General features: G+C 35.3%; 11 protein-coding genes and 1 pseudogene. 6 read left to right on the top strand and 6 right to left on the bottom strand.

Features of this window, described 5'->3' with window-relative positions; translation table 11 throughout:
- Nucleotides 1–142 precede the first annotated feature (142 nt).
- Entirely contained in the window at nt 143–1,330 is a 1,188-nt protein-coding gene (locus SAGCYANO_RS03880; RefSeq protein WP_307785820.1) for an ATP-binding protein, read from the bottom strand.
- A gap of 1,710 nt (nt 1,331–3,040) precedes the next feature.
- On the opposite strand from SAGCYANO_RS03880, the gene SAGCYANO_RS47300 reads away from it, so the two are divergent.
- Complete coding sequence (locus SAGCYANO_RS47300) at nt 3,041–3,166, top strand: hypothetical protein (RefSeq protein ID WP_255502458.1); 126 nt, start codon at nt 3,041–3,043, stop codon at nt 3,164–3,166.
- A 319-nt stretch (nt 3,167–3,485) separates the two neighbouring features.
- Here SAGCYANO_RS47300 and SAGCYANO_RS03885 read toward each other — a convergent pair whose 3' ends face one another.
- The 4 genes from SAGCYANO_RS03885 to remA all read right to left on the bottom strand — a co-directional run bounded on the left by SAGCYANO_RS03885 (nt 3,486) and on the right by remA (nt 6,195).
- Nucleotides 3,486–3,803 (bottom strand): hypothetical protein, encoded by a 318-nt coding sequence (locus SAGCYANO_RS03885; RefSeq protein ID WP_202218876.1) that lies wholly within the window; start codon nt 3,801–3,803, stop codon nt 3,486–3,488.
- 426 nt (nt 3,804–4,229) lie between these two features.
- Nucleotides 4,230–4,649, bottom strand: a complete 420-nt coding sequence (locus tag SAGCYANO_RS03890) for a hypothetical protein (protein ID WP_202218877.1) — start codon at nt 4,647–4,649, stop codon at nt 4,230–4,232.
- A gap of 647 nt (nt 4,650–5,296) precedes the next feature.
- The gene (gmk, locus tag SAGCYANO_RS03895) at nt 5,297–5,848 is read right to left on the bottom strand and encodes a guanylate kinase (RefSeq protein ID WP_202218878.1); all 552 of its coding nucleotides are present in this window, start codon (nt 5,846–5,848) and stop codon (nt 5,297–5,299) included.
- A gap of 86 nt (nt 5,849–5,934) precedes the next feature.
- Nucleotides 5,935–6,195 carry an extracellular matrix/biofilm regulator RemA gene (gene remA / locus SAGCYANO_RS03900; RefSeq protein ID WP_202218879.1) on the bottom strand — a complete coding sequence of 87 codons (261 nt, stop codon included), beginning with the start codon at nt 6,193–6,195 and terminating at the stop codon, nt 5,935–5,937.
- A gap of 485 nt (nt 6,196–6,680) precedes the next feature.
- Here remA and SAGCYANO_RS03905 point away from each other — a divergent pair, with 485 nt between their 5' ends.
- The 5 genes from SAGCYANO_RS03905 (at nt 6,681) to SAGCYANO_RS03925 (ending at nt 11,308) form a co-directional block, all read left to right on the top strand.
- Complete coding sequence (locus SAGCYANO_RS03905) at nt 6,681–8,429, top strand: NFACT family protein (protein WP_202218880.1); 1,749 nt, start codon at nt 6,681–6,683, stop codon at nt 8,427–8,429.
- A gap of 727 nt (nt 8,430–9,156) precedes the next feature.
- Entirely contained in the window at nt 9,157–9,906 is a 750-nt protein-coding gene (locus tag SAGCYANO_RS03910) for a transposase (protein ID WP_202218881.1), read from the top strand.
- A 10-nt stretch (nt 9,907–9,916) separates the two neighbouring features.
- Nucleotides 9,917–10,081: a hypothetical protein gene (locus SAGCYANO_RS03915; RefSeq protein ID WP_202218882.1), complete on the top strand. Its 165-nt coding sequence runs from the start codon at nt 9,917–9,919 to the stop codon at nt 10,079–10,081.
- Nucleotides 10,082–10,102: 21 nt separating this feature from the next.
- Entirely contained in the window at nt 10,103–10,375 is a 273-nt protein-coding gene (locus SAGCYANO_RS03920) for a transposase (RefSeq protein WP_237395729.1), read from the top strand.
- Nucleotides 10,376–10,504: 129 nt separating this feature from the next.
- Nucleotides 10,505–11,308 carry a phosphoadenylyl-sulfate reductase gene (locus SAGCYANO_RS03925; protein WP_202218884.1) on the top strand — a complete coding sequence of 268 codons (804 nt, stop codon included), beginning with the start codon at nt 10,505–10,507 and terminating at the stop codon, nt 11,306–11,308.
- A 971-nt stretch (nt 11,309–12,279) separates the two neighbouring features.
- Here SAGCYANO_RS03925 and fghA read toward each other — a convergent pair.
- Nucleotides 12,280–13,127 (bottom strand): annotated as a pseudogene (fghA, locus tag SAGCYANO_RS03930) (S-formylglutathione hydrolase).
- Nucleotides 13,128–13,449: the final 322 nt, after the last annotated feature.

The following is a 13,449-nucleotide window of genomic DNA, read 5'->3' on the forward strand; positions in this document are numbered from 1 at the left end:
GAAAAAAATCCTTTGATCCAATCCTCTCAGTTTATAATAAGAGGTAATTCTAAATTCTAAATTCTAAATTCTAAATTCTAAATTCTAAATTCTAAATTCTAAATTCTTGAATAGTGAATATTTAAATTTATTTTTGCCGAATTCAATCTACTTTAGCTATAGGAAAATGAAGATAAAAAGTTGTACCAGAAGATGGACTTGATTCAAAAAAAATCTTCCCATTATGAGCATCAATAATTGTCTTAACAATAGCAGTTCCCAATCCAATACCACCCTGTTTTCCATAACTTACAAAAGCTTCAAATAATTTATTCTGAATTTCTTGAGGAATACCAGGCCCATTATCTGAAAAAGTAATTTCAACTAATTGATCTTTTCTTCTAGCTGTAATTTCTATTTTCCCTTCAGATTGATCGAGAGCTTCTACAGCATTAGATAATAAATTTTGTAGGACACGGTTAATCTTATTTTCATCAGCATTTATGATTAAACCCTCTTCCACAGAAACTATCAATTCTACAGAGGCAAAATCAATATAAACCTGGTTTAACTTAGCAAAATTTTGTAAGAGTTTAGCAATATCAATTAGCTGACAATATAATGTTGTATTCCCCTGAGAAAAAGCAAGAACTTCTTCTGCCATATTCAACATTCTCTGAACTTGCATTGAAATTAAATCGCACCATTCTTGACTTTCTTGATCAGGATGTAGTTCTTTTAACATTGAACTTGATAATTGAATACCAGTAAAAGGGCTTCTAAAATCGTGAATAATAGTATTAACCATCTCTCCAATCAAAGTCATTTTCTCTTTATAAGCTAATTGATTAACGTAATCAGTCGTCACAGTTCGCAATCTTTGAGATAAAAAACTTAAGATTTGTAAGACTAAATCTCCTTTTGTATTAGCTAATATCTCTGTTATGGATTCATAGTAAATTTTCGCCAAAACTGTTTCCTGAGATGTAACTACCCTAGCACTTCTTGGCTTTCTATCTATAATCCCTAACTCCCCCAAATAACCATTAGATTTAACAGATGTAATCACAACATAATTATTCCCATCACCACTCCTTTTACTAACTTCTACTTCACCTTCTAGAACTAAAAATAAAGAATCTGAATCATCACCTTCTTCAAAAATAATCTCTCGGGGATTAAATTTTTTAATAATAGCAATCTGGGAAATTTGTGCAGCTTGCTCTGGTTCAAAATAGCGAATAAACTGATGTGATTCTAGTTTCATTTTGTCGTGGGATATAGTATATCTTTCGGTTAGGTAGTCTTGGTAATAATCGATGAATTTATCATAAAAAATATTCAGTGTCAAAAGTTGTAAATCCTATGACACAACAAAATTTTGAGGCAAAAGAGATAGATAAATCAAAAATCATAACTTTATTGATATTTAGCCATAGCATAACAGCTATCCCCTATGTTTTTATCGGTCTATTTTTATTACTAATCAACTAGATAGGAAATAAAGCCGTAGCTTGAGCTTTACCTAAAAACTCCTAAGTTTTGTAATAGTAAATATTTTGATTGAGTTAGTTTGCCGTTACTTTTATTGTAAGCATTCAGCTATTAACAGTCAGCTAGCCTCCTCCGGAGGAACTACGCTCTTCAGCAATTAATAATTAATAATTAATAATTACTTCTCAGGTTGGGGAAGGAGACTTTGACAGTAACTTTTTATTCTTTCCTCAATTTCAAAGGTTTTTTACCTTTCCCAATATTAATAGCTGAAGTTCGCAGTTCCGACCATAGGAGGCTAGCTAATAGCTGACGGCTGTTTGCGCAGCATTCCGCAGGAAATGCTTACCTTTTATTAGTTGTCGCTTCATAAAATCTCTTTGACTCGACCATCAATATAGAATATGGACTAAACTGATTACTAAGTTTGTTTTCAAATAGCACTATTTTTTATGTGAAGTCCGGAATAATAGTTGTCCATATCTGAAGTAAAGTAAAGTTGAATACACTTGATATTCAACTAGCCGAAAACTTACCTCCTAATTTTTTCCTCTATCCAAGACTCTATTATAAATTACATATCGGTTAGTCCTGTTAGATATTAAGAGTTAACAACCGTTGACCAAAATCTGTAATACCAATTTTATGTGAGGCTGCACGGATAATGGTGTTAGGTGTTAGGTGTAATACCAGTTTGATAAATATTTGTAACAAATAACTAGGCTACTTCTTAGGAGTCAGTCCTCAGTCCTCAGGAGTTGTATGGGAATGGCTTCAATATCATTTTTTAGGTGGGAACTTATCTTTTTGGCGTTGGTGAATCAAGCTATGAAACCTAAATTTTGCCAAATATAAAATGTTTTTCAGTTAATAGTTAGGCCATCGCCATTAAAGCACAATCATAGCCGAAATCACCAACGCCATCTTTTTCTCTTGGTGCGCGTTCCGCAAGCAAGCTGGCCTCGTCGCGGGGTCGCACCGCTTAGTCAAAGGGACATCTCCTATAAAATCTCTTAATCAGCCAAATTATTCGTAACATTATTTGTTTAAAAATGATATAGTACCAATTTTATGTGAGGTGGCACAGAAGAATTATGAAATTTATTTTGACTGCGGGAGGAGCAGTGTCAGTCTGTGGAGCGCGCTTTTAGACCTGAAGGGAGTAAATCTCGTTTATGCGGGTGCTATGTTAGCGCAGCTCCTCCGGAGGAGGAAACAGAAAGCCCCTAACAGTGATGTTAAGGAATCCCGCGCTGTCTCGTAGAGCAGCGTCGGGAGGATGTCAAAACATAATCTTATCTAAGAGTGGTTTTAAGTTAGACCCTTGCAAATCAAGGTCAGTATATGTTTTTATTTTGGTCGCTGATCATCTCCCGGTAAATCGAAGATTATACCGGGAGTCCTAACTCGCTCCATTTTAATAGAGTTTTTTTATCTCAACGTTGGTTGAAGACCCGCGCTCTCCCGTTGGCGGAGGATGGTGGCGGCAGCTATTAGGGGAGCGTCGGGATGTTTGCGCAGCATTCCGGAGGAAAAACCAATCAATTTTGCGGCGCATGCCAATAGTGTGTTAATCTTAAGTAAGGCTGCTGGGCTAGCAGTGTCAGTCTGTGGAGCGACCGTAAGACCAGAAAGAGGTTTGGCCTCGGAGGCAGGTGCTAGGAAGCAGAAAGTCCTGAACCGCGAGGTTTAGGAATCCCGCGCTGTCTCGTGAGAGCAGCGTCGGGAGGATGTCAAGTACTCACATTACCACAATCCTCTTACAGGAGGAGGTGGTGGTTGTGGTGGCCGTGTAATAGGTGGTGGTGGCTGAAGTGGTGGAAACTCTAAGGAAGGAGGACCCTGGAAATTGTATGTGGGTAACTGAACTTCTACCCGTTCATAATTATAATCTGGGATGACTTTAAAAAAAGTCTATACAACCACAAGGGTCTTCAGGATCGTCATTCTTTTTGCCGACAATTGCATAGACCCGCATTCCAGGTACTAGACCTGCTATTTCTATTCTATGTCTAGGAGAAAAAAAATAGAGTTCGTAGTTGACCACGTTCCTCTTCAGGAATTGTGACATAAGTGGGTTCACCATCATTAGGTGCAATGCCCGGAATACCTAATTCGGCTTCTTCATCTACTAGAATTGTGACTACATTACCGATAATACCTTTAACATAACCAACAATCTCCATTTGATTTGCTCCCCCTGCTCTAGTTCTTTCCCTTTGGGCAACTTTCTCATTTTCAGGAGCAGCGATCGCTGGATAAATTGTTCCAAATGTAATTAACATTGACAAGCAACCACTTGCCAAGTTTGTATATTTTGGAAGACGCATGACTACCTCACCAAATTTTGTCTAAGTGTCTAAGTTAAATTCTGTTTTCACAGGTTTAACTGGACATTGATTAATTGATTGGTTATTTTTATAACAACCTCATCAGGAGCTTACCACCAAGGCTTATTTTTGGCAAGTAATTTCAGTTATCAGTTATCAGTTATCAGTTATCAGTACCTCTGACAATAAGGAAGCTTGACATAAGGAATAGTCTCTTTTTTTTATCCCTTTAAAAAGGGAGGCGCATACCCACAATTTTTCGGTAATTGGCAAGTAAATTTATTGTATATATTAGTAGAGTTTTTTTCTGTTATTGCCATTGGGGTGTATCTCATATTTACAAAAATACTTTTTTCCTATTTCCTATTCCCTGTTCCCTAAAAGCGATAAATTTTTGGCTTTCTTCAAAACTGAGATGCACCCTTACTAATTAGCATTTTCTTCTGATTTAATTTTTTTTTCTTCAGGCATATATTCTTCAATATTAATAGATTCTAATCCCTTAGCTTCGACCAATTTAAACATCGATCCTAATTGTACCCAAATCAATAAAGCCGTTGGAAATACTACTACTGCACCTATGACAATAGATAACCACTCAACAATATTAAAAGTAGAAAGACTAGCTGATACACATAAAAAGATAAATAAAGTCATGCTCAAATAAGCAGTAATAAGATTAGGTGTTTGATAACCTATTTGTTTTTGAGAGACTTTACTTTTTAGCCATAGTGTTAATTTATACTCCAACATATCTTTAAAAATAATTCCCAAGATAATAGAGAAAAATAATGTTAACTCAATGACTGTGTAGACAGGAAAATCAAAAAAAGTATTACTGTACATTTTGTTTAACCACAAATATTAACAGTTGTAAATCATATCATATTTGTAGCGTTCGAGAAGACACAATTTTTTTAGTCAAGAATTAAAAATAATAAGAATAAAAACAATTAGTAAGCATTCAGCTATTAGCATTTCCTACGGAATGCTCCGCAAACAGCTATCAGCTTTTATTTGAATCAAGCAAAGACTAAGGTTAGCTGACAGAAATATTTCATTTCCTGCGGAATGCTACGCAAACATAACTTTTAATTCTCCTTGACTACTAATTCCTTCTTCCAACATAATGAGTTAATAATTCATAGCTGATAGCTGATAGCTGATAGCTGACGGCTGAATGCTTACAACAATTATATGGAATCAGTCTGACAAAACAGGTCAATCAATATTGATTCAACCTGAAGTCATATTATGATTCTGTATTTTCACCCTGTTATAACTAAATTAATCCATAATTAAGCATTCAGCATTTCCGTTTGTCATGCTGCGCAAACAGATGCATGAACGTAATATACTAATGTAAGCTTGTTACCTTTTTATTTCCTGGGGAATGCTGCATAAAAATAATTTTGAATTCTCCTTCTAATATAATAAGTTAATAACTGATAGCTGAATGCTGACTGCTGAATGCTGAATGCTTACAAATAATTTCAGTCAAACAATACTTTTTCCAAACTTTGCAAAGCCATTTCTAAGTTATCATTTATCAGTTGTACATCAAACTCTTCTGCCGCTTCCACCTCTTTAGTTGCCCTTTCTAGACGCTTAACGATCGCCTCTTCCGAATCATGTCCCCTACCCCGCAATCTTTTTTCCAATTCAGTCATAGAAGGAGGTAAAATAAAAATACGCAATGCTTCTGGAAAAGTCTGTCTAATTTGTCTTGCCCCTTGTACCTCAATCTCCAATAATACTAATTTACCTTGTTTAATATTTTCAATAACTGGTAGACGTGGCGTGCCATAAAAATTACCTGCAAACTCAGCCCATTCTAATAAATCTTGAGTTTCAATCATTTGTTGAAATTTATCGCGGTCTACAAAGTAATAGCTTTCTCCTTCTACTTCCCCAGGTCGAGGACAACGAGTAGTCATAGAAATAGATAAAACTAATTCTGGATGACGTTGTAAGAGAGATTTTACCAAAGTCCCCTTACCTACACCGCTAGGTCCTGTTAAAACAATTAATTTACCAGTTTGCATAAATTTTTATCCCATTACAAGCGAGCATAACTAAACTTTTAGTTATTAATAACAAATTCTGGAAAATTAAACATTAATTACTACAATTAACTGTCCTTATTGTTATTATTAAATATAAATCGATGTGCCACTGTCTCAGGCTGAATTGCCGAAAGAATAATATGATTAGAATCTGTAATAATCACTGCCCTGGTACGCCGACCATAAGTAGCATCAATTAATTGGCCTCTTTCCTTGCCATCGCTAATCATTCGCTTGATCGGGGCAGACTCTGGACTAACAATTGCAACGACTCTATTCGCAGAAACTATATTACCAAAACCAATATTAATTAACTGGATATCCATGAAACATTATGCAACTCATATATACAAACTAAAGTTTTTCAGCTATTAAGAAGAAAATACATAAAAATCTTTATTCATTAAATCAGACTTTTAAGTCAAGTCTAAATCTGTCATTATAGAAGTAATAAATGTTTATAGTTATGAATAATTCTCAAACCTGCTCGATCAAATAATTGGTGTTTATACTATAGTAGTTTAACTTAAAAATGAGACGTTTTTTAGTCTGAAACTCCCTCATAGCAAGAAAGCTTTGTCTCAATCTAAAGTTAAATGACTATAAATATTTTTATTGAGAGCAGAGAAGGAGGGAAAATAATTAATCTTTATTTGTCAACCAAACTTGATATTATAAGTCTCTAAATTTACATGAAAAAAGCAATAAAAATTATTTAAAGATTGTCGCCTGAAAAATAAAAAATCCTATTTTTAGACACTAAATTTATATCATAGTTTTTTCACTTTGAATTTTTAACTTAAAGCTAACTGTGCAACCTGTTGACTATACAACTCTCATAGCTTCATGTTCTGAACTCCGTGCTAAATGGCTACCAGCACGTTTAGAGCAGGTATATCAGCGCGATCGCTTTACCATTAGTATTGCTCTGCGAACTCTCAAAAAACGTGGTTGGCTGGACATTTCCTGGCATCCCCAAGGGGCCCGTATTTGTATTAGTGAGCCTCCACCTCGCGCCCCTGATACTTTTACTTTTAGTCAACAATTACGACACCAGCTAGGGGGACTAGCTTTAATTGCTATTGTTGAAGTTTCTCCTTGGGAAAGGGTACTGGACTTCCAATTTGCGAAACGTCCTGGAGAAGCACCTCTATGGCATCTTTATGTGGAAGTTATGACCAAGTACAGCAATGTTATTCTGACCACTGCGGATAATCTGGTTGTTACCTGTGCCCATCAAGTGAATAGTCAACAGTCTAGTCTTCGTCAAATTCAAACTGGTCAACCTTATGAACTTCCCCCTTCTCTGACTAACCCTATTCCTAATTTGCAAGAAACGCAACAGCAATGGCAAGAAAGAATTAGTTTAATACCTGGTGTATTGTGGCGAAATTTAATTAAAAATTACCGTGGCCTCAGTAAGGCTTTAGTACAGCCAATGATTGAAGCTTTAGGACTAGACCCTCAACAGTCTACTGATGACCTTAGTGCTTCGGACTGGCAAAAATTATTTAAAAATTGGCAAGAATGGTTAAAAAATCTGGAGGATTCAAAATTTTATCCTGGTTGGACAGAAAATGGATACACTGTAACGGGTTGGTTAAGTGTAGAATCTGTTGATACTGTCCAGGAATTACTGGATGGTTATTATACTGGACAGCTGAATCAGCAAGAGTTTAGTCAACTATATCATCAAATTAGCCAAAAACTTAAAAATATTACGGCTAAGTTACAGCTAAAGGCTGATACTTTTAGCGAACGTTTAGACCAGTCGGAAGGGGCAGAATTTTTGCGATCGCAAGCTGATTTACTTATGGCCAATCTCCACGAATGGCGACCGGGGATGAGGGCTATTACTCTCTGTGACTTTGAAACGGGGGAACCGATGGTCATCAAGTTAGATCCAGAGAAAAATGCGGTGCAAAATGCCCAAAGTCTTTATAAAAAGCACCAAAAGTTGAAACGGGCGCGTGTAGCAGTCGAACCCCTTTTAGCGACAGTCCAAGGGGAAATTGATTATTTGGAGCAAGTGGAAGCTTTTTTATCTCAGTTAGATACTTACCAAACTCCAGAAGATTTACGCACTCTTGAAGAGATTCGGGATGAGTTAATTCAGCAAGCTTACCTTAAAGCTCCAGAACATCATCACCAAGATAATAAAAAGGATACAGAATTTTACCGTTATGAAACTCCTGGTGGATTTGAATTATTGGTTGGCCGTAATAATCGTCAAAATGATTTGTTAACTTTTCGGGTGGCGGGAGATTATGATTTGTGGTTTCATACTCAAGAAATTCCTGGCAGTCATGTTTTGTTGCGACTGGATGCTGGTGCAATACCAGATGAAGTTGATTTACAGTTTGTTGCAGATATCAGTGCCTTTTATAGTCGTGCCCGTCAGAGTGAAATAGTCCCAGTTATTTATACTAAACCTAAGTTTGTTTATAAACCCAAGGGTGCTAAACCTGGTATGGTTGTATATAAGCAAGAACAGGTTTTTTGGGGTAAACCACAAAGAGCTGAAACCCATATTGCACAATTAATTGGGATACAAAATTAAAATTTTTTCTAGAAATTGCTCAATAGTTTGTTACAATTAGTGATATAAACATTGTGAGATATATAACCCGCAAATCGCTGCGAACTTGGGAATGCGTAGCTGCTTGCTTGTTAATCTCGCAGAAATAACAACGGAAAATAATTTTACTTAGACCTGCTTGACAAAGTTGGTCTTTTTTTTTGTCCTCTATTGAAAAGGTGATAGTGGTTTTTAATATAGACGGACTCCACTAGCCAAAGTATTCTGGGACTCCATAACCCAAAATAATTTTGTAGTCTACTTAAACGTTAAATGAAAAGCGCTGTAATTTAAAAGCAGTTTATTCACTTCAAAAAAAGTTTGAATCTCCGAGCGAGGAGTTTTTGTCTAGGCTAGAGTCTTTATTAAAATAGGAGAGCTTAGGTCGCAAATAAGTTTTAGCGTTAAGCTAAATAACGATAATGAATTACAGCATAAAAAAGCATTTTGTAACACAAGGTAATCTGAATGTATAATAAACGTTTTACATAAATATAGTCATATATACTCAAGTCAAGTCAAATATCTTAAATCTTTATGTACTGTATAATACGCGACGAAATTGTAGTCAAAAATTAATCACTATATTATAAGGAACTTTCATAGTACAATCAAACCAATAAATTAGACTAAGTAAAATGACCAAGGATTAATTGGAAGTCAATAAATTCAAAATTTTCACATAAATAATTATTAAATAAACTGATTAATGAGATTAGTAGAAAGACATATTATTCAACCAAATCATCGGTTTTATCAATCCATAGACCGACTGTGTTTCTTCTCAAAAAATCTCTATAACTATGCCAATTATCTAATTCGTCAATCATTTATATATAAGCGAATCTATCGCCACTATAACGACATTCAAAAAACCTTACAACATACTGAAGTATATAAAGCTTTGCCCGCCAAAGTATCTCAACAAATATTGATGGTTCTAGACCGGAACTGGAGAAGTTTTTTGGCTGCTAATAAAATCGCTAAAGACAAAGAAGACAAGTTTTTAGGTCGTCCCAAACTTCCCAAATATAAAAACAAAGAAACAGGAAGAAATTTGTTAGTATATACAAATCAGGCTCTGAGTAAACCGCAACTAAAACAAGGAATAATTAATCCCAGTCAAACCCAAATATATCTAAAAACAAAAATTGATAGCTCTAAAATTAAACAAGTTAGGATAGTTCCTCGACTTAATCATTATGTCATAGAAGTCATCTATGAAGCAGTAGCAAAAAACTATCAGTTAGAAGAAAATAACAGAGCAAGTATTGATATAGGATTAAACAACCTAGCTACATTAACATTCAATCAAGCAGGAATCAAACCAATCTTGATAAATGGCAGACCGTTGAAATCAATCAATCAATACTATAACAAAGTCAGAGGAAATCTCCAAGCTGTGCTGCCGGAAAATCAATCAAGTAAGAGGCTAAAAAAACTGTGTAAGAAAAGATAATTCAAAATAAATGATTATCTTGCGTATTGCATCTCGTTTGATTATTGATACCCTAATTAAAGAAAAAATAGGAAGTCTAATAATTGGCCAAAATGATAATTGGAAACATAAAATTAACTTAGGAAAAAGAAACAATCAAAACTTTGTTCAAATTCCCCATAAAAAGTTAATATAAATGTTATCATATAAAGCCGAAATGGCAGGAATTAAGGTGATTTCAACCGAAGAGTCTTATACATCAAAAGCAAGTTTCATCGATAATGATTTAATTCCTATATATAAGCATGGGGAGAAAAACAAATCAAAATTTAGCGGAAAAAGGGTGAAACGAGGTTTGTATCGCACAGGTGGTGGAAGATTAATTAATGCCGATGTTAACGGTTCTTTGAACATTATGAAAAAAGCAGTCCCAAATGCTTTTAGCTATGGGATAGAGAAGCCAGTGCGTTGGGCGGGTCCCCCGACTTGAAGCAACTGGCGTGGTGTTGTAGTTCACCCAGTCAGGGTGACACCTGCAAAATAAGGATATGTCATATTTGACCATATTTTTATGAACTATGATTAACGTTTAAAGTCTTATATTTGATTGGTAATAACTATGTCACAACAGAGTCTAATCACAGTCAACAAAAATGGACAATACGGTCGGCAAAATTTTATATCTCCACCAAAATTGGATCTTGAGGTTGTCAACCAGGAACTTGCCCAAGCAGATGCTCATACTCTGGTTAAGTGGGGATATGCAACCTTTAGAGAAGGTTTAGTTATGAGTACCAGTTTTGGTATCCAGGCTGCTGTTATGTTACATCTAGTTACAACCGTTGTACCTAATATTCCTGTCATTTGGATTGATACAGGATATTTACCCGCCGAAACTTATAGATTTGCTGAAGAGTTGACCGAACGACTGAGGCTTAATCTTAAAGTATATCAATCTTCAATTAGTCCAGCTAGAATGGAAGCTCTACATGGCCGACTTTGGGCTGAGAATAATGCTGATGCTCTGAACCGCTATGACCAAATTCGCAAAGTAGAACCTATGCAAAGAGCGTTAAAAGAGTTAGGTGCTCAAGCTTGGTTGGCTGGCCTACGGAAAGACCAAACTGACCACCGCAAGAGTCTGAACCGCATTGGTCAGCAATCGGGAATATATAAGATTTTACCTATATTAAGTTGGAATGCCAGGGATATATACCAATATTTGACTGCTTACGATTTGCCTTATCATCCATTTTTCGATTTGGGTTATACTACTGTGGGAGATTGGCATTCTAGTCGCCCCTTGACTATGGAAGATGAGAATGAACGGGATACTCGTTTTCATGGTCTTAAGCAGGAGTGCGGACTACATTTACCTCAGACAGATGGACAAGCTCAAAGTTTAGATTCTAGTTCTTTGTAATTAATAATCTATCAGCTATTCTCAGTGAGTTAGGAGTAGGGTAGTGTTCAATAATTAATAATTAATAATTAATAATTAATTATTAGGACTTGCTGATTAAATCTCAAAGCACTGCTAAATAAAGGTAAGTGCCTTTTTATAATCGAAAAAAGTGTGCCTGTTTCAATTCACTTACCCTCAAAAAATGAGAATTTTGGGGTGAGGGGGGGCAGAAAAATCAAAGAACAATTATTCCTCCTACTTTCTCTGTCTTCCCATCCTCCCCTACACTTTGCTTTATTGGGTTGAAATCTCTGGAGTTATATTATCTTCAGATCGGCCTTGAATAAATAAAATTTAAGAATTGAAAGTAAGGGAGAAATAAATTCTACATTCTCTAATTTTTTCCTTACTTCTATCCTCTTATTTCCTGACTCCTCCCTAATTATTTATCTTTTTCTTTTGGGTTTAATACCCCACCGTCATTTCAGTTATCAGTTATCAGTTATCAGTTATCAATTATCAGTACCTCTGTCTGTTTGCGCAGCATTCCGCAGGAAAGTCAGAGACTTGAAATATTGAACTTTATTTTTTTTTATCCCACATTCCGCACTTCAATTTGTAACATAAAAATTAGTATAAAATCCGTAGCAAGCTTAAGTATTTATACTATATAAATTATCTTCATTTACCTCAATCGAGGGTCAAATTATCAGTTAAATATTAAGCATAAACACTTACTGAATCCTTGACTCCTATTGACCACTATAATTTACTTCTTACTTCTTATTTCTTACTTTTGACTTTTGAATTTTGAATTTTGACTTATATTTTCATACTACATTTTGTGGTGCGGAATGTGGGTTTTATCCCCTTGAAAAGGGAAGATTCAGACCTTATTTTTTGGTCAACAGGGTTGTTTACAATTGGTTGGAGTTTGAGTCCCCATCCTCTTCTTCCTTCTTCCTTCTTCCTTCTTCCTTCTTCCTTCTTTAATTCAAAGCTTCTGTATGATATCTTATATGGTCTTCTATAAAAGATGCAATAAAATAATAGCTATGATCGTAATTTTTTTGCATTCTTAAAGTTAGATTTACTCCTTTTTTTGACAAGCTTCTTCAAATACTTCTGGTAATAATTGTTTTTGGGATAAAAAGGGATCGGCAGTTCCTATATCAATTAAAATCGGACGATCGTAACCATAATTTAAAATTAATTCACTAGCATCATAATCACGCCAAAGTTCTTGATTTTCACCTAAATAATTGCTAAAAGCTTTTTCACCCCAAGGACAACGCATTGGCGCAGCAATTGGAGAAAATGCAGAAATAGATTGATATTTTGTCGGATTTTTTATAGCACAAATTAATGCTCCGTGACCTCCCATGGAATGACCAAAAATACTTTGTTTATCTGGCTGAATTGGAAAGTTTTTAGCGATGAGTTCTGGTAATTCTTTAACAACGTAGCTATACATTTGATAATGCTTTTTCCAAGGTTCTAATGTGGCATCAAGATAAAATCCTGCACCTGTACCAAAATCCCAATGATCGTTTTCATTTTTAATGCTAGTATTGCGCGGACTTGTATCTGGCACGACTAAAATTAATCCATATTTTGCAGCAAATTGTTGTGCCCCTGCTTTAGCCATAAAGTTTTCTTCAGTACAGGTTAAACCAGAGAGGAAATACAATACTGGTAATGGTTTTGATTGGGCTTTTTGAGGGATATAAATTGAAAAACGCATCTCAATATTACAGGTTGAAGATGAGTGAAAATAATAGCTAACTTTGCCACTGAAGCATTGATGTTCTTTTACGAGTTTGAGTTCTGTAGACATAATTTAATCAGGAATAAGAATAGATAAATTTTAATTTGTAATAGGTAAGTAGGTAGGCATCAATAAAGGTTAAAACAAAAAATCTTAAAAATAACCTAGAAGCAAGTCTTCAAGAGGTTTTCAGAGTTGTCAATCTACATTGCTATTGTACAGATAATTAAACCCACCTACTTAGTTAGTAAGTGTGGTTGAATAATTGGTAGTCCTGCTCGCGTAATGATATACAAGGAACAAGGGATGCTTGGGACGGGAGCAAGATGCTCCCACTGCTGTACCTCGTAACAAAAATAATGCAATACACGACTATTACAATGCACCGCCA

Source organism: Okeania sp. KiyG1 (assembly GCF_014132355.1).
GTDB lineage: Bacteria > Cyanobacteriota > Cyanobacteriia > Cyanobacteriales > Microcoleaceae > Okeania.